We start from the raw sequence: 17,739 nt of genomic DNA on the forward strand, positions 1-17,739 counted from the left end.
GAGTTTCTATCCAAAACGGCAGTTCAGCGCAGCGTAAGCCGCGCCATCCGGTTAGCATTGAGGTGTCTGCAACGCCCTCTCCTACCTGAATCGCCCGCTCATGCCTTCCCGCTTCAATGCCGCGTTTACCGCCTTGCTCGCCGCCGCCCTGTTCGGCGCGACGACCCCGCTCGCCAAAGCGCTGCTCGGCTCGCTCTCGCCGTTCCTGCTTGCCGGGCTGTTCTATCTCGGCAGCGGCGCGGGCCTTGCCGCCCTGATTCTGGCGCGCCGGCTCAAAGGCGGGCGCACCGGGCAACCGGCCGACCACAGCCGCTTCCCGTTACGCGAGGTGCCGTGGCTGGCCGGCGCGATCGTGGCCGGCGGCGTCGTGGGGCCCGCTTTATTGATGCTGGGTCTGAAAACAACGCCCGCCGCCACCGGTTCCCTGCTGCTCAATCTGGAAGGGGTGTTCACCGCTCTGATCGCCTGGGTCGTGTTTCGCGAAAATGTCGACGTGCAGGTGTTCCTCGGCATGGCCGCGATCGTCGCGGGCGGCGTGGCGCTCTCCTGGCAGCCGGGCGCGGCGGGCCTGCCGCCCGGCACGCTGCTGCTGGCTGGCGCGTGCGCGTGCTGGGCCGTCGACAACAACCTCACGCGCAAGGTATCCGCGCACGACGCCATGTTCATCGCCTGCGTAAAAGGGCTCGTGGCCGGTTCGGTCAACGTGACGCTCGCGTTCGTACTCGGTGCCGCATGGCCGAGCGTGCCGACCGTCGCGCTCGCCATGCTCACGGGTTTTGCGGGCTACGGCGTCAGCCTCGTGCTGTTCGTCGTCGCGTTGCGCAATCTCGGCACGGCGCGAACGGGCGCCTACTTCTCCGTCGCGCCGCTGTTCGGCGTGACCTTGTCGTGGCTGCTTTGGCCGGAAATGCCGCCGCCGCTGTTCTGGATCGCCGCCGCGCTGATGACGTTGGGCGTGTGGCTGCACATTCGCGAGCGTCACGAACATCCTCACACGCACGATCCGCTCGAACATACGCACCGTCACCGGCACGACGCGCATCATCAGCACGAGCACGACTTCGCGTGGGACGGCGCCGAGCCGCACACGCATCCGCACCAACATGCACCCATCACGCATGCGCACGCGCATTTCCCAGATATTCACCACCGGCATACGCATTGATTTTCCGGCTAGCCGCGCCACACGGTGACTTGCTGCACCGCAAGACAAAAATCTCTGTGAATTGAATCATGTGATAGATCGATTCAATTGGCATGCCCGTGCATCGCATCCTCTAATGAAACTCCTGCTGTGCGCGCTGTGTCCGTCCAACCTGCCTGGCACCCTTGGAGAAGCCCATGTCTCAACCCGAGCCCAACGTAGACGAATTGGTGAGAAGCATCGCCGAGGAAACCGACACGCCAACGGAAACGGTCTCGAAGCTGTACGCGGACATCCTGGCTGTTTATCGTCAGGACGCGCGTGTATTCGATTACGTACCGCTCTTTGCGGCGAAAAAAGTCCGCAATCAGCTTCGTCATAGCGCGGACCGCAAACACTGACACCGCGGCGCGCGGAGCCCCCTGCTCGCTGAACATTTCGTCTGGATAGACTCGCGCGCGAACGTACGCAACGCGCGCCGATTATTTTTCCCGCTGCTAGACTCTGACCCAGGACCATTGACTGGGGGGAGTTGGCATGCGGATAACAATCGTAGGCGCGGGCATTACCGGCTTGAGCACGGCGTGGTCGCTCTCAAAACAGGGACACGACATCACACTGATCGAGCAAGGCTCGATTCCCAATCCACTCGCCGCTTCAGGCGACCGGCATCGCATGATTCGCCGTGCCTACGGCGATGCGGACGGCTACGCGCACACCATCGCCGAGGCGTTCGACAGCTGGGACCTGCTGTGGAACGACCTCGGCGTTTCACACTATGCAAATTGCGGAGTACTCGGCATTTCACAATTCGCGGGCGACGGCGCCGAGCAGTTCCGCGCCGGACTCGACCGCATGAATTTCGAGTATGAAAGGCTTGAGCCACGCGATGCCGCCGCGCGGTTTCCCTTTCTCGACCCCAACACCTTTCGTTATGCTTACTTCGATCGCGACGGTGGTGCGCTGTTCAGCGAACGCATTGCACGCGACATGAAAGCGTGGCTCAAGATGCGCGGCGCCGATATTCGCATGCACACGAAGGTGCTCGCGGTCGATCCGCACACCGCTTCCGTGCGTCTCGAAGACGACACTCTCGTGCGTGCCGACAAGCTCGTGGTCGCCGCGGGCGCATGGACGTTGCAACTGTTCCCGGCGCTCGCCGAAAACCTGATGACTTATCGCAATACCGTCGCTTATCTGGAGCCGCCGGCGGATCTGGAAGACGCGTGGTCGACGGCACCCGCGATCGTCGACATTGGCGGCAAGAATGACGGCTATGTGCTGCCACCAATCGACGGCGTCGGTCTGAAGTTCGGTGCGGGTGTCAATAAAACGCTTGCGCTGGACCCCGACGCCAATCGCGTTGCCGCGCCTGGCGAGGGCGACCGTTTGCGCCGGATGTTTTCGCCGCCGTTCGGCCGCATAGAAGAATATACGGTATCCGAAGTAAAAACCTGCGCGTACACCTTCACGGCGGACAAGCGGTTTTTTTCGAAGCGGATTGGCAACACGCTAGTGGTGTCGGCTTGCTCCGGACACGGATATAAATTCGGCGCGGCGGTGGGACGCCGAATCGCGGAGTCGCTGGAAACCGGCGACGATGCGCTGCTCACGCGATGGCTCAAGGCGGAAACGGTCTAGCGCGCCATGGCGGAGGCGATCACCCTGCGCGTGGCTCCAAGTTCTGGCCGCTTTGTGGAGCTAACAATCGTGCGACAAATTTCTTATGCTGACGGTTTGAGAGTCTTCACCTAACGAGGAATCAAACATGTCAGGCCCGATTCAGATCCGCCCTGTCGCACCCGCCGATTTCGACGCGTGGTTGCCGCTATGGGACGCCTACAACGCGTTCTATGGCCGCTCGGGCGAAACAGCCTTGCCGCGCGAAATCACGAAAATCACTTGGGGGCGTTTCTTCGACGGCTATGAGCCGATGCATGCCATGGTCGCCGAACGCAACGGCCAGTTGCTCGGTCTCGTGCATTTTCTGTATCACCGTCACACCACCATGGCGGGACCCATCTGCTATCTGCAGGACCTCTATACGCTCGATAGCGAACGCGGCAAAGGCGTGGGCCGAGCATTGATCGAGGCGGTATATGCACGCGCCAAAGCCGATGGTTCGCAGCGCGTTTACTGGCAGACACACGAAACCAATCAGACGGCGATGAAGCTGTATGACCAGGTCGCGGACCGCTCGGGTTTCGTGGTTTATCGCAAAGCGCTGTGATGTCGACGTTGCGATAGCGATCGCTATCGCGCAGCACGCTCGTCTAGCGCGCTTCGAGTACCTCTCTCCACGCCGTGTGCCACGCACGGCTCGCCGCTTTCGCATGTCCGGCCGATCATCCCGCCGCCATGCGCAGCGCATCCCACGATCCGATTCCCTCAGCGACCTTTTGTCCGCGCCGCTCAAGTTTGCGTGCGGTCTGCCGTTATCGCCATTGGACGGAGCTGCACCCGGCTCCACGCAATGCATCAGCGAAAACCTGGGCGGTCTCCTCACGGAGGGGCGCAAACGAATCGGAAACCGTACATGCCTTCGATCATCGGCATCGATCTTGGAACCACGCATAGTCTCGCGGCAATCTGGCGCGACAATCACGCTGTCCTCATCCCGAACGCGTTAGGCGAGACGCTCACGCCCTCGTGCGTTTCCATCGACGACGACGGCTCGATCCTCGTCGGCCGCCCCGCCCACGATCGCCTGCATACGCATCCGCAACGTACCGCTGCAAACTTCAAACGCTACATGGGCACGAGCCGCACCGTGTCGCTCGGCGCGCAAACGCTGCGCCCCGAAGAGCTGTCTTCTCTCGTACTCAAATCATTGAAGGCCGATGCCGAAGCTTTTCTCGGCGAAGCGATCAGCGACGCGGTGATCGCCGTGCCCGCCTATTTCAGCGATGCACAACGTAAAGCCACGCGCATCGCCGGGGAACTGGCCGGTCTCAATGTACTGCGTCTCGTCAACGAACCGACAGCGGCCGCGCTGGCGTATGGCGTGCATCAACGCGATTGCGAGCGCAAATTTCTGATCTTCGATCTCGGCGGCGGCACCTTCGACGTTTCCGTGCTCGACTTCTTCGAAGGTGTGATGGAGGTGCGCGCGAGCACCGGCGACAATTTTCTGGGCGGTGAAGATTTCACCGAGGCACTGGTCGAGTTGTTCTGCCAGCGCAACGGCCTCAAGGTCAGATCGCTCGCGCCGGTTGCAGCACAGCGGCTGCATCAGCAGGCCGAACGTGCGAAGCGTCAGTTCACGCAGAGCGGCGTTGAAAGCGTCACCCTCGAGCTTGCAGCCGGCGACGACAAGTACACGCTCCAGCTCGACGCGGCCGCCGCGGAGCGCACTTGCGAGCATTTGCTGGAACGGCTGCGTAAGCCGGTGGAACGCGCCTTGCGCGATTCGAAAATCGCCGTGGCTGCGCTCGACGAGATCATTCTCGTGGGTGGTGCGTCGCGCATGCCGATGGTCCGCAAGCTGGTCTCGAAGATGTTTGGTCGCCTGCCCACCGGACATTTGAATCCGGACGAGGTGGTCACACTCGGCGCTGCGGTACAGGCCGGTCTCGTTGGACGCGACGGCGGGCTCGACGAAATGGTGCTGACCGATGTCGCGCCGTATAGCCTCGGCATCGACACGGCCATGCAAGTCGGTCCAGGCCAATTCGTGCCGGGTCACTTTCTGCCGATCATCGAGCGCAATACGATCGTGCCGGTGAGCCGCATGCAGCGCATCTTTACCGTGCGCGACCGTCAGCCGATACTCAACCTCAAGGTGTTTCAGGGCGAAGCGCGGCTGACCGCGGACAACGTATCGCTCGGCGAATTCACGCTCGAAGTGCCGCTCAAACCAGCGGGCGAAGCAGGCGCGGATGTGCGCTTCACTTACGACATCAACGGTGTGCTCGAAGTGGAAGCCACCGCGTTTCCGGACGGCAAGAAACGCGCAATGGTGATTGAAGAGAACCCCGGTGTGATGACGCCGGAAGAAATCCGCGAGCGCCTCGCTGCATTGAGCGCGCTGAAGATTCATCCACGCGACCAACTCGAGAACCGGACGTTGTTGACGCGCGCGGACCGTGTCTACGAAGAAACGCTGGGCGACCATCGGCAATATCTGGCCGCGCATATCGCTCGCTTCCAGGCGCTGATCGAGCATCAGAATGCCGATGAAATCGCGCAGGCGCGCGGCGAACTGGGCGCGCTGCTCGACCGCTTCGATGTGCATGTGACTTATTGAGCGGCCATGAACACGATTGCGAACAATCATTGGCCTTGGGACGTGCTCGGCATCGAGTCGAATGCCGACGAGCGTGCGGTGCGTCGCGCCTATGCGCGGCTGTTAAAGCAACAGCGTCCGGACGAAGATGCCGAGGCGTTTCAGCGTTTGCGGTATGCGTATGAGTCCGCGTTGCAGATGGCGAGCGGTACGGCCGCACAGGAATCGACCACGGCGCCCACGCAGGTGAATGTGGACGGCATCGCGACCGCGGAGTTGACCGAACCGACGCAGATATCCACAAAAGCGCCTGTGATGCTGTCCATTACGGCCGACACCTCTGAAGTTCAGGCCGCTCGCGAACTGGACGCTTTCGAAACCGCAGTCCAACTCTGGCAAAACTTCGTCGCGCACGCGGATGATCTCGGGTCGCGGCGGACACTGCAAGATCTATTTGCCCGCGTTATCAACATTCCGACGCGCGACGAACTCGAATGGCAGGCGCTGTGCCATTGTCTAAACGAGGACACGCCGGCAACGCTGCGCACGAACCTAAGTGCGGTCCTCGGCTGGCGGGACAACGCGACGCACCTGCGGCGGCGCAATGCGGCCATTGCGGCGCTCGCGCTGGACCGCGTGTTTGCCGACGAGGACTATGACGCGCTGCGCCTGCGCTTTCCCAACGCGATGGCGTTGCTCGAAAGGCCATTGCCTCAAATGACGGTCGGCGCCAGAGCGCTGCTTCGTGCCGGCGTGCGCGCCGAGATGGAGCAACTGCTGATCGCGCTATGCCGTTACCATCCCAACGTCGTGCGGCTGAGGCTCAATGCCGAGAAGGTCGATTTCTGGGGCCGCTGCCTCAAGTTTCGCATTAGCGCGGGCCGCCTGCTTGGTCCGGCGCTCGCGCTGAATGCGTGGTGCGGATTGCTGTTTGCCGATGCTTCGCTCAATTCCAGTCGCGGCCGATGGTTCGATCAGTGGGCGCCGGCTCAATTGGGCATTCTTGTTTCGACACTCATGCTTGCTTTGGTGATGGTCGCTGCCGCCACCGTGTTGCTGTCCGAAGGCCAGCAACAAAAACTGCGGGCGTTACGCGCGATCGGTTGGCTGCGCTATGGGTGGGTTCCTGTGTGGCTTGGTGCGACCACCATTGCGCTGTGCGAAGACGGCAGCGGAAGATCGACTTCGATCGCGATGGCCACGCTAGGGGTCTGCACGATTTGGGCTGCGTTGATTTACGGGTGGCCGCCTGTGAAGGAACTCGCGATACTTGCGGCCTTCAGTGCGACGGCGCTGGGCTTTGCCGGGCACTGGATCGCTACGGACTCGCATGCGTGGTTGATGCCTTATGCGCACGGCGTGTTGTTCGCGTTCTTCATTTCGTTTTCGCAGGCGGAATGGCGCGAATGGGTTGCGCGTCGGCCGCCTGTGTTTTGGGCCTGTGTGCCTGTATGGTTCGCCGGGTTCGCAGCGTTGATCGTGTTGCTGGTACAGCGCGAAGCGCGCGCGACACAGTTTGCGTGGGCCTTGTTTGCGGTGATGTCGGCGGCGGGTGGCGTACTGGCGACGACGCGTTGGAGCGATCTGCGTGCGGCTATACCAGCGTTTTTTCGCGGTTATACGAATCTCGTGTGGATGGCGTTGGCGATTTATAAGCCGGATATCGTCGCGTGCGCGGGCGCGGGGTTGATGAGTGTGTGGGTGATTGAAGGGTGCAGGCGGCGGGTGGGGTAGGTGGAGGGAACAACGCTCAACCTAATTTACGCCGTCACTTGCATAAACATATATGTCAACGGTCGCACCTACGTCGCCAACTGCCTTGAGAAACGATGGCGTGAGCGAAATCGGGTAAATAGCTGTGTCGGGCAACCAGAAGAGGCCCATGCGGAACGCGACCGCGTCCACCCCTGGAAACCTGGCCAGCCGCCTCACTTCAGCCTCGTAGCTTCGCAAGAAACTGAGTGTCGCATTAATCTGCGGTTCAAGGAGATGCTCGTCAATTGGCGACACAGCGATTTGTAGGAACGAGGACTCTCTGATGGGGCGGTATGCATTGCCAGTCGGCCCGCGTCGAAATATGTCTGCTATACCGGACCACGGCGAGGACACCAAGAATCCGTCTACATCGAAGTCCGCACCAGATCCACAAAAAATGCAACCAGGCATAAAGTTCATCACCTCACAAATATTGAGCCTTCACCCGCATTGCCCGGTCTCTAAAAGATAGATCTTGTAGTACTCCAACGCAGTGTCTTTCGGCACCTGCCCGGTCCGCGGGTCTTTAAAGTCTGTGATCAACGAACCCCCATCTTGCCGATGGAGCCAATTCCAATAGGTATTCGACAAGCCATACTTCTGGTCCCATGGTCCAAGCCCAAACGGGTCAGTCTTTGACACCGGGTTCCCGCCTGGATAAGCATGCATTCGTCTGCCCGCTCGCCCACCCGATCGGATCCTCACTGATGAACCTGTCCGTCTGCGGACTGTAATACCTATTCCGATAGTGAACAAACGGTACTGTGCCGCCCTCGCGCCGACCACACGTTGACGGGTCACATCGTACTTGAAGAACCTGACGCGCAATATGGCTCTATTCGAGTAATTTCAGCAGATGTACACGCAAGGAAAACGCTGGCGCCACTATTAGGATCAAGTTCAAAAAGCAACAGGTTGTCGTCTGTCCTCGTGAAGCAAACGTCACCTACGGAGTTATCGTGAACGAAAGCGTCCATAGATACGTCTGCGATCTTTACCTCAAGGAGGGTCAGTGTAATGACGCAGTCTGGTCCACCTGCAACCCAGTTTGGGTTATCCTGGCCCCAATGTCGCAATTCGATTGCGACATCTAGCTCTCGGGCGCCGCGTTTTCCGTACTCCATCTTGATAGACAGCACATGTGCATCGTGGAAAGCCGGCCAGTATCCAAATACCTTTTTTAACAAGATGGCGTTGCCAACCTCGCCCCACCCATAGTCATCTACTTCACACATTATTTGGCCCCATTCCGCAATGGTGTCTGCACCCGTTGAACCATTTAGATTGCGATCGGTCAAGATCTCGCTTCTGGCGAGGGCGTCGACAGCATGGATCGCGCGTCAACGCCCAAATCAAAATCCATTCTTAAGGGATCGGACAAAGCAGAAACCCTTCATCGCGGTCAAAATTCGGTCCGGCGTTATGACCATGCGGCCTCATTCCATCATGAGAATGGTCACCATGATACTGAGCCGACAAATCACCATTTGAATCGTAGTAGTTCACCTTGGGTTTAAACGGATGAACGATAAAGCCGCCCGGCGGCCCGCCCGTAATGGGCATGAGTTTAGACTCGCCAAACGGATCACCGAACTGAACCGGATTGCCACCCACATAAGCATACGCATTCGTCTGCCCACTCGCGAAGCCTATCGGATCCTCACTGATGAACCGTCCGGTCGCCGGACTGTAATACCTATTCCGATAGTAATACAACCCCGTCCCATCATTCTCCCGCCCGGTGTACTGCTGCGTATTGGGATCCGCAACGCCGGTCAGAACCGTCGCGCCGTAAGGCTCATAGCTGTACTGCGTCCGACCCTGCTGATCCGCATCCGTCAACGCGATCACATTGTTATTCGCATCGCGCAGCACATACCTGTCCTGGCTCGCGTCGTCACCAATGCGCCGGAACGTCAGTTCATCCGGACCGCCTGCCTGATAAGGCGAGAACACGCGAATACGCTGTGACCAGTCACCATCCGCCACCATGAAGTTCAGTTCATCGCCAATCCAGGCCGTCTGCATGCGGTGGCCATCGACCGTGCGATCATTGCGCCGGCCAAACATGTCGTAACTGAAGCTGGCCGTCACGCCACCGTCGATCTGCGTCAGCAGATTCTGCTCGTTCCACCCAAACTGATTCACACCATCGCTGGCGAGATTGCCGTTCAGGTCATACGACAGTGTCTTGCCCGCCCAGTGCGTCAACTGATTCGCGCCGTTGTACTGCGCGTCGCTCACCGCTTGCGGCAGGTTGACCTTCGCAAGACTGCCACCTGCTTTCGTGCGCCGGCCCGCAAGGTCGTAGCCATATGTCAGGTCGCCGAGGACGCTGCCATCTGCACGCCGGTAGGTGATGCCAGTCAATTGACTCGCGGGGTCCCACGTATAGGCTGCCACGATGCCATTGGCAAACGTGGCCTGACCGAGCCGCCCCAGCGGGTCGTACGTGTAATTGAACGTACGCGGCGCTTCATCGTTTACCTCGTACTGGATCTGGGTCACCCGATGTTCCGCATCCCGGCTGTAGTTCACCGTCGCGCGATCCATATCGATGCCGGCCAGATCTCGGGTGTCGGGCGCGTAGCGATACGTCCATATTCCTTGAAACGTCGGGATCTCCAATGTGCGGATCAGCTTGCCGGTAAGGCTGTCGTAGCGGAACACCGTATCGACTTCCTTCTGGTCCCGGCCGTCCGCGGTAGGAATGAAGTCCCGGGTGCCGTTCAGCTTGTCGAGCGCATCATTCCAGCCATACGCCCAGCTTCGAACCGGCAGCGCTCCAGTCTCCGTCCGGAAGTCCGTCTGCAAAGCACGGCCAGCGGCATCGTAGGTGAAGCTCGTCACCTGACCTTTGCGGTCGGTCACGGACTCGATCTGCCCGGCGCTGTTCCACGTATACGTCTCGCTGTGCCCCAACGGATCGGTTTTAGTCTGTGGGCGGCCAATCGCGTTGTACGTGTAGCGCGTCGTGACACCCTTTGGATCAGCCTGACTGAGCAGCTGACCGCCACTGTCCCACGTGAAGTGGCTCACCCCGCCTGCGGCGTCGATGACATCCGTAGTCCTGTCCAGCGCATCGAGCGTGCGCCGCGTCGTATTGCCGAGCGGGTCCTGCACCGACGTCAGCCGCCCAACCGCATCAGTCGTGAATTGCGTAATACGGTTTAGCGGATCCGTGATGCTGGTCAGATCAGCGCCGGTCCAAACATATTTCGTCACGCCCTTGAGGGCGTCGGTCACCGTGAGAGGTCGCCCACGGCTATCGTTCGTCAACGTCGTCCGGTTACCCAGCCGGTCGGTGACAGTCAGCAGATTGCCTTTCGCGTCATACGCGTAGACCGTGCTCACGCCGCGCTGCGGGTCGCCGGCCTGCGCCTCGGTGAGCAGCTGGCTGTAACTGTCGAAGCTACGCGTAACCAACGTGCCGTATTGATCGGCCTCGCTGACGCGATTGCCATTCGTGTCGTAGACATAGCTGTACCGGCGATCGGCCCATGTGCGGTTCGTCACCCTGCCGGTGGCGTCATATGCGAAGGTCTGGACCTGGGCAATATCGAGCCCGGCTGGATAGGTATTGCGCAATACGTGACCATTCGCATCGAATTCCAGCCGGCGGACACTGCCGCGGCGGTCCGTCACTTCAGTCTGCCCAACGTTGCCTTCCACCACCGTGTATGCGAAGCCGAACGTGCTGTTGTCAGCGAGCTTCTGCGAGACCACGCGGTCCTTCAGGTCGCCGCTATTTCCGTAGGTATTGCTCACCTGAACGTTGCCCAGCGGATCGGTGACGGTGACAAGGCGGCTCTGGTTGTCCCAGCCGTATCGCCATACGCCACCGCCCGCGTCGGTGAACTGGATCAAACGGTCCTGCGTGTCGTACTGGTACGTGACTTCACGTTTGAGCGGATCGGTGACGCGTGACACCAGCGGCGTGCCGCGACTACCTGTGATGAAATTGAAATTGAAGGCGCGGCCATTCGGGCTGCTGACGATCGTAACCGCACCCGTTTTGCTGTCGCGTGCGATCACGACGGCGTTGCCATTGCGGTCCTGCAACCGGACCAGACGATAGACGCCACCAAACATGGTGAACTGCTGAGTTCGCCCATCGCGCAGGGTCAGCGTCATACCTGAACTGCCGACGGCATCGATCCGCGCGCGGTAGTACTCGCCGGGGCTCGTCAGATCGTCCCAAATCTTCGTGCTTCCCGCTCGCGGCGTGAATGGCACGCGAATGCCCGATGCCTCGCGCAGTTCGAAGCGCTGGCGGTCGGTGCTCATAGCAAGGACGGTGTCGTAGGTAAAACTCATTCCGACGCCGAAGGAACCGGCCAATGGATTGCCCGACGCGTCGTATCCGCCGCTACGGTAGACCCGTATCAGATCGATCCCTCCAGCCGTATCGGCAACCGTCAGGTCATGCGCGTACTGGTAGAACTGGCCTGTGTACAGGTTCACCGGATCGGCACCCGAGGTGCTATTGCCGCAACCAGCCGTGGCGTCACTCGAACAATTGTTCTGTCCCGCGTCGGGCATGCTGCCTTCAGGCGAAGCGGGTTCTGTCGTATCGCTGCCTGATGGGCCGCTGCAATATTCCGCGATCACATTGGGATCGCCGCACACGTACCCGCCCATGCCGCCAAAGTCAGCGGCCGCGGCCTTCAGCGGGCATTGCGGATCGGCCGGATAAGCACCGGCGGCGATGTATCGGCTATTGCAATAGTCGTTCGCACGCGCGTGCGGCGCCACGAACCACGACAGCAGTACAACGAAGAACAGAACGAACGGACGCAGCAGCGCACGACGCACCGCCAAGGCATCGGAGACTTGCATGGAGTTCCCGGGTGGAAAGAAGGGGACGTGCTCGGCTAGCGCAGGCTGGTTGCCGTAGAGGCAAGCGCGGAAACGGGTTCTCGAGCGCCGGCCGGCCCCACAGGGATGGCACTGCGCGTAGAAGGCGTGGCTGACACCACCGCTTGCCTACGGATCGCCGTGATATTGCCAGCCGCGTCGTAGTCGTAATAAGCGGTTGCGCCCGCAACTGAAACAGATGTGAGCCTGCCCAGCACGTCGTATCCGTAAGTGATCTCGTCAGCGCAAGCTGGCATGGCCGAAGCCAGCAGACAGGCCACCGCGGCCACCGCGCCACCACTCGCAACCCGCCGCGCGCGGAGGAAAAGGCGCGGGCATCGAAAAGAATTCTTCATCGATATCACCATTACACCAACCTGTAGCTTTGCTAACTACCTGGACGATATCGAAAGCCAAAACCGATTTATAGCGGATATATCTTCAATTGAATTAGGAATCTTCCGACATTCACACCCCCAAAAACGAAAGGGCGCACCACCCAGTGCGCCCTTCGTCTTCCTGCTATCGCGGTACTACAACATCAACCGCCCACCAAAACTCATTCCCACCTCAAACCCGAACCGACATACCTCAGGCCTCAAGCTGCTCCAGCACCTTGCCCTTGGTTTCAATACCCAGAAAATGCACCGCCACCGCCGCGAGGAACGGCACGGCCGCGAGGATATAGAACGCAACCTGCAAATTGCCGCCGATCATCGTCTTGGACACGATAGCGGGAGCAAAAATCGCCGCCACCTTCAACCACGCGCCGCCGACACCGCAACCCATCGCTCGGATGCTGGTCGGATAAAGTTCCGGCGTGTACACATAGGCCGTGATGAAGCCGCATGCAAGGAAGCCCAGCGAAAGCGCACAGAACGTGGCCACCACATACACCGACGAATCGTGGAAAACACCCGCCAGCAGCAATGAAATGGCGCATGCCACGAACGACAGGTTGATGATCGGCTTACGCCCCACCTTGTCGACCAGCAACGCACACGTCAGCGACCCCACCACGCCGAGCACCGAAGCCGCCACCGCCAGATTCAGCGCGAGTTGCAGCGGCGCGTGATAAATCGTGCGGTAGATCGTCGGCAGCCACGTCGAGAGACCGTATTGAATGAAGCCGCAGGTGATCCACAACATCGCCACCGCCAGCGTGCGTTTCAGATACGCGGGACCGAACAGGTCGCCCATGCGGCGCTTCGGGTGCCGATTGGCCATCGCTTCGAATTCAGCCGAGTGCGTGACCGGCGGAAGCGGACCTTTGACCGCACGTTCGAACACATGCACCGCCGCATCCGCATCGGCCATGCGCTCACGTTCGGCGAGCCAGCGCGGCGATTCCGGCACGAGCTTGCGCAGCACGAAGAACAGAATCAACGGCATGCCGCCAATAAAGTACATGGCTTGCCAACCGAAGCGCGGCACGATCCACGCGCCCAACGCATTCGAGGCGAGCAGGCCGACCGGGAAAACGATTTCATACAGCAGCACAAAGCGGCCACGGCCATGCGCACGGCTGATCTCGTTGATGTAAGTCGCGGCCACCGGCAATTCCCCGCCGAGCCCGAGCCCCTGAATCACGCGCAGCACGACGAACGCCGCGAACGTCGGCGCAAAACCGCAAGCAATACTCGTAATGCCGATAATCCCCGAACTCAACGCGATCGCTTTCACGCGGCCGCTGCGCTCCGCGTACCACGGAAAAACGAATGCGCCGATCAGTTGCCCGACCGAACCGGAGCCGATCAGGAAGCCGATTTCCCACGGCGTCAGATGCCACTTCGCGATCAGGATCGGCAGCGTGGCCGCGATGGCGATCACGTCGAAGCCGTCGAAGAACGTCGCGAGACCGATCAGGATACGCGCGCGCACCTGCATTGCATTCTTGGGCAACCGCTCCAGACGCGCGATGATCGAGCCCCGGGTCACAGGGCCTGAGACACCGGCGCTGCTGCGGTCCCCCATGGTGTTGTCGATGGTTCTCATGCCGTTGTGCCGTCCGTAGATGTGGTTAGGCAAGTGCCGTTGAGGCGTCGGTCAGGGTGGCAAGGTCGATGGTCCGGCCTTGGTTCATCCATTTGCGCGACAGTTTCAGTTCGCGCGGCGTATTGATAGCGATCACGCCGCGAATCGCGCTGTCTTCCAGATGGAACAGCGTGGCGCGTTTGCCGGGCAAATCGCCGCGCACGGCGAGCTGCGCGTTGCCCGGAATGTCGCCGAGAATCTGCAGATTCACGTCGTACTGATCGGACCAGAACCACGGAATGTCCGCATACGGTTCGAAGGTGCCGAGCAATGCTTTGGCGGCGGCAATCGCCTGGTTTTGCGCGTTGGCCCACGATTCGAGCCGCACGCGGCGCTTGAGCCATGCGCTCGGATGATTGGCGACGTCGCCGCACGCGAAGATGCGCGGGTCGTCGGTAGCGCCGAAATGATCGACCACGATGCCGTCTTCCACCTTCACGCCCGCGGCTTCCGCCAACGCCGTGTGCGGCGTGAGACCGATGCCGGCCACCGCGAAATCGGCATCGAGTGTCGAGCCGTCCGCGAACGTGGCGCGAATGCGGTTACCGTCGTTCGGATGATCTTCGAGCGACACGAGCGAGGCGTTCAAACGCACGTCCACGCCGTTCGAGCGATGCAGGTCGAGCAGGAAGTCGGACACCATCGGCGGCAACGAACGCGCGCACAGACGCGGCGCGCCTTCCACCACCGTCGCGTCGACGCCGAGCTTGCGCGCCGTGGCCGCGACTTCAAGGCCGATCCAGCCGCCGCCCACCACCAGCACACGCTTGCTGGCACGCAAGCGTTCGCACAATGCGACGGCTTCGTCGAGCGTGCGCAGATAAGCAACGTGCGAGGTCTTGACCAACGAGTCCGGCAACTTGCGCGCCGCGCCGCCGGTCGCGATCACCAGACGGTCGTACTGCACTTCGCGTCCCGACTGCGTGCGCACGATGCGCTGTTCACGATCGATCGAAGTCGCGCAATCCGGTTGCCATGCTTCGACGTTCAGCGCGTCGAAATCGTCGGGCTTGACGAGCCGCACGGTATCGATATCCGCTTCGCCCGCCAGCACCGCTTTCGAGAGCGGCGGGCGTTCGTATGGCAGATGGACTTCGTCGGCGATCATCACGAGGCGGCCATCGAAGCCTTCCTTACGCAAGGTCTTCACAACCCAGCCGGCCGCCTGGCCGCCGCCGATCACCACGATCGTGCGCGGCGCTTCGAGTCCGGCATGGGCGGCTTGCGCCTTTGCAGCAGCAGCGTCCGTCATTTTTTCTGCTCCGTCATGAACTTGCCCTCGGGCGCCTTCGCGTTTTTCTGGCGCCGCGTATTGCCGTCGATGCCGCCGTCGATCGCCCATTCGGCGAACACGGTCGGACCCGGTTCGAAATCGCGCGGCTGCCATTCGGGCGTGAGCTGGTCTTCGTCCGCGTAGTACTCGATCAGGCCACCGGCCGGATTCTGGAAGTACCAGAAATAAGCCGACGACACCGGATGACGCCCCGGCCCGAGTTGCGTATCCCAGCCGCAGCGGCTGATATGCATGCCGCCGCCGAATACTTCGTGGATATCGCGCACGGTGAACGCGACGTGATTCAGGCCGCGCTTACCGTTGGGCAATGCCAGCAGGAAAATGTCGTGATGGCCGCCGTGCGGCGCGCAACGCATGAACGCGCCACGGCCCGGATAACGGTCCGACATTTCGAAGCCGAGCAGTTCCTGATAGAACTTTTCCTGTTCGGCGAGTTTGTTCGTGAAGAACACCACGTGACCGACTTCGACCGGTTCGGCACGCTCGTAAATCGGCGACGGCTGATCGACGCGCAACGTCTGGCCCCACACATTGGATGGCGAACCGTGCACGTCGAGCGCGCGCTTGCGCGTCACTTCAACGCGAATCGCCATGCCGTTCGGGTCGATGCAGCCGACGGCGTCGTCGGTTTCGAAATGGCCCGGCTGGCCGGCAAAGCGTCCACGCAGTGCGTCGAGTTCGGCTTTGGTCGCCACACCCCAGGTCACTTCGCGCAGCGTCGGGCCTTCTTCGAACGCGGGCGGCAGCGACGCATCGTTCGCATTCACGACAAGAACCGTGCAGCCGTTCAGCGTTTCGAAGCGCGCCTGGGTTTCGTCGTGTGCGACTTCCTTCAAACCCCAGTCCGCGAAAAAGCGACGGCAGGTGGCGAGATCCGTCACGCCGTAAATAATCTGTTCAATGCCGAGAATCGTCATACGTGCCTCTTGCGTATTAGTTCGCCCACGCCAGCGGCGCGTCGTTCAAGCCCCAGTAGAGGCTTTTCTGTTGCATGTATTCGCGGATGCCGAGCCTGCCCTTCTCGCGTCCCATGCCGCTCTCTTTCCAGCCGCTGAACGGCGTCGAGATCGAGAACAGCTTGTAGGTGTTGATCCAGATCGTGCCGGCTTCGAGTGCGCGGGCAATCCGGTAGGCGCGCTTGTAGTCGCGCGTCCAGATGCCGGCGGCGAGGCCAAACACGCTGTTGTTGGCTTCTTTCAGCAGCGAGGCTTCGTCGTCGAACGGCATGGCCACCAGCACCGGGCCGAAGATTTCTTCCTGGCAGATGCGGGCGTTGTTGGTGAGGCCTTCGAGAATCGTCGGCTGGAAATACGTGCCGGCTTCGCGGCCATCGCCGACCGGGCGCTCGCCACCGCACAGCAGACGACCGCCCTCTTCCAGACCCAGCGCGACGTAACGCTCGACGGTTTCGCGGTGCGCCGCCGTAATCAGCGGGCCCATCTGCGTGTCGCCACGCGACGGGTCGCCGACGCGCAACTTGCGCGCGCCTTCGGCGAGACGCTTCATGAACGCGTCGTAAATCGAGCGCTGCACGAACAGGCGCGAACCCGCGATGCACGCTTCGCCCGACGAACTGAAAATGCCGTACAGCACACCGTTGACCGCGTGATCGAGATCGGCGTCGTCGAACACGATGGTCGGCGACTTGCCGCCAAGCTCCAAAGACACCGGCATCAGCTTGTCCGCCGCGATGCGCGCGATACCGCGGCCCACTTCAGTGCCGCCCGTGAACGACACTTTCTTCACCAGCGGATGGCGCACCAGCACGTCGCCGATCACCGAGCCTTTCCCAGGTACAACGCTCAGAACACCCTTCGGCACACCAGCCTCTTCGCAGATGCGCGCCAATGCCAAGGAAACCAAAGGCGTCACTTCGGCAGGCTTCAACACGACTGCATTGCCGCCCGCGAGTGCCGGCGCGAGCTTCTGCGCGTCGGATGCGATCGGCGAGTTCCACGGCGTAATCGCCGCGATCACGCCGATCGGCTCATAGATGCTCATGGTCAGGTAGTCGCCGCGCGATGGCGTCACTTCTTCGTCGAGCGTTTCGAGGCAGGCCGCGAAATAACGGAAGGTATTCGCGGCGCTCGCCACGAGCACACGCGTTTCGCCGATCGGCTTGCCGTTGTCTCGACGTTGCAGTTGTGCGAGCGCCTCGTGGCGCGCCATGATCAGATCGGCAATGCGGTACAGAATCAGCGCGCGTTGATGCGGCTTCAAACCCGACCAGTCCGCACGGCGCCATGCGATATCCGCGGCTTCCACGGCGTCGCGGGCGTCGTCGGCATTGGCCGTCGAGATTTCCATGTTGACCGACTGATCCGCCGGATACAGGCTTTTATACGGGTTGCCACGCCCTTGCCGCCATTCGCCGCCGATGAAAATATCGCCGGTGGGCACGAGGCTGGTATCGAAGTGAGTCATGTCGGT

12 protein-coding genes are annotated in these 17,739 nt (G+C 61.1%); 6 read left to right on the forward strand and 6 right to left on the reverse strand.

The window, feature by feature from the left end:
• Positions 1-100 precede the first annotated feature (100 nt).
• From P0D71_RS15735 to P0D71_RS15760, 6 genes are all read left to right on the forward strand, one after another.
• Entirely contained in the window at positions 101-1,165 is a 1,065-nt protein-coding gene (locus tag P0D71_RS15735; protein ID WP_091805520.1) for a DMT family transporter, read from the forward strand.
• Between the two features lie 176 nt (positions 1,166-1,341).
• Complete coding sequence (locus P0D71_RS15740) at positions 1,342-1,545, forward strand: DUF3562 domain-containing protein (protein WP_408294806.1); 204 nt, start codon at positions 1,342-1,344, stop codon at positions 1,543-1,545.
• 136 nt (positions 1,546-1,681) lie between these two features.
• Positions 1,682-2,785: an NAD(P)/FAD-dependent oxidoreductase gene (locus P0D71_RS15745; protein ID WP_408480894.1), complete on the forward strand. Its 1,104-nt coding sequence runs from the start codon at positions 1,682-1,684 to the stop codon at positions 2,783-2,785.
• Between the two features lie 127 nt (positions 2,786-2,912).
• Positions 2,913-3,374: a GNAT family N-acetyltransferase gene (locus tag P0D71_RS15750; RefSeq protein ID WP_091805514.1), complete on the forward strand. Its 462-nt coding sequence runs from the start codon at positions 2,913-2,915 to the stop codon at positions 3,372-3,374.
• 306 nt (positions 3,375-3,680) lie between these two features.
• A complete protein-coding gene (locus P0D71_RS15755) occupies positions 3,681-5,390 on the forward strand; it encodes an Hsp70 family protein (RefSeq protein ID WP_408480895.1) in 1,710 nt (569 codons plus the stop codon).
• 6 nt (positions 5,391-5,396) lie between these two features.
• Positions 5,397-7,103: a J domain-containing protein gene (locus P0D71_RS15760; protein ID WP_408480896.1), complete on the forward strand. Its 1,707-nt coding sequence runs from the start codon at positions 5,397-5,399 to the stop codon at positions 7,101-7,103.
• An 818-nt stretch (positions 7,104-7,921) separates the two neighbouring features.
• Here P0D71_RS15760 and P0D71_RS15765 read toward each other — a convergent pair.
• The 6 genes from P0D71_RS15765 to P0D71_RS15790 form a co-directional block, all read right to left on the reverse strand.
• The gene (locus tag P0D71_RS15765; RefSeq protein WP_408480898.1) at positions 7,922-8,422 is read right to left on the reverse strand and encodes an Imm50 family immunity protein; all 501 of its coding nucleotides are present in this window, start codon (positions 8,420-8,422) and stop codon (positions 7,922-7,924) included.
• A 67-nt stretch (positions 8,423-8,489) separates the two neighbouring features.
• Positions 8,490-11,963: an RHS repeat-associated core domain-containing protein gene (locus tag P0D71_RS15770; RefSeq protein ID WP_408480900.1), complete on the reverse strand. Its 3,474-nt coding sequence runs from the start codon at positions 11,961-11,963 to the stop codon at positions 8,490-8,492.
• Between the two features lie 609 nt (positions 11,964-12,572).
• Positions 12,573-13,976 (reverse strand): MFS transporter, encoded by a 1,404-nt coding sequence (locus P0D71_RS15775; protein ID WP_408294785.1) that lies wholly within the window; start codon positions 13,974-13,976, stop codon positions 12,573-12,575.
• A 25-nt stretch (positions 13,977-14,001) separates the two neighbouring features.
• The gene (locus P0D71_RS15780; protein ID WP_408480902.1) at positions 14,002-15,267 is read right to left on the reverse strand and encodes an NAD(P)/FAD-dependent oxidoreductase; all 1,266 of its coding nucleotides are present in this window, start codon (positions 15,265-15,267) and stop codon (positions 14,002-14,004) included.
• Positions 15,264-16,226, reverse strand: coding sequence for a VOC family protein (locus P0D71_RS15785; RefSeq protein WP_091805504.1), 963 nt, complete (start codon positions 16,224-16,226; stop codon positions 15,264-15,266). The genes P0D71_RS15780 and P0D71_RS15785 overlap by 4 nt, the downstream gene beginning before the upstream one ends.
• A gap of 16 nt (positions 16,227-16,242) precedes the next feature.
• Complete coding sequence (locus tag P0D71_RS15790; protein ID WP_408350915.1) at positions 16,243-17,733, reverse strand: aldehyde dehydrogenase; 1,491 nt, start codon at positions 17,731-17,733, stop codon at positions 16,243-16,245.
• Positions 17,734-17,739 lie beyond the last annotated feature (6 nt).

It is taken from the genome of Paraburkholderia sp. RL17-383-BIF-A, from assembly GCF_046028015.1.
In the GTDB taxonomy this organism is placed as follows: Bacteria; Pseudomonadota; Gammaproteobacteria; order Burkholderiales; family Burkholderiaceae; genus Paraburkholderia.

Coding starts and splice junctions, on each gene's coding strand:
- P0D71_RS15775 (WP_408294785.1), bottom strand. CDS start 13,976: ATGAGAACCATCGACAACACCATGGGGGACCGCAGCAGCGCCGGTGTC.
- P0D71_RS15735 (WP_091805520.1), top strand. CDS start 101: ATGCCTTCCCGCTTCAATGCCGCGTTTACCGCCTTGCTCGCCGCCGCC.
- P0D71_RS15790 (WP_408350915.1), bottom strand. CDS start 17,733: ATGACTCACTTCGATACCAGCCTCGTGCCCACCGGCGATATTTTCATC.
- P0D71_RS15780 (WP_408480902.1), bottom strand. CDS start 15,267: ATGACGGACGCTGCTGCTGCAAAGGCGCAAGCCGCCCATGCCGGACTC.
- P0D71_RS15750 (WP_091805514.1), top strand. CDS start 2,913: ATGTCAGGCCCGATTCAGATCCGCCCTGTCGCACCCGCCGATTTCGAC.
- P0D71_RS15760 (WP_408480896.1), top strand. CDS start 5,397: ATGAACACGATTGCGAACAATCATTGGCCTTGGGACGTGCTCGGCATC.
- P0D71_RS15740 (WP_408294806.1), top strand. CDS start 1,342: ATGTCTCAACCCGAGCCCAACGTAGACGAATTGGTGAGAAGCATCGCC.
- P0D71_RS15745 (WP_408480894.1), top strand. CDS start 1,682: ATGCGGATAACAATCGTAGGCGCGGGCATTACCGGCTTGAGCACGGCG.
- P0D71_RS15770 (WP_408480900.1), bottom strand. CDS start 11,963: ATGCAAGTCTCCGATGCCTTGGCGGTGCGTCGTGCGCTGCTGCGTCCG.
- P0D71_RS15755 (WP_408480895.1), top strand. CDS start 3,681: ATGCCTTCGATCATCGGCATCGATCTTGGAACCACGCATAGTCTCGCG.
- P0D71_RS15785 (WP_091805504.1), bottom strand. CDS start 16,226: ATGACGATTCTCGGCATTGAACAGATTATTTACGGCGTGACGGATCTC.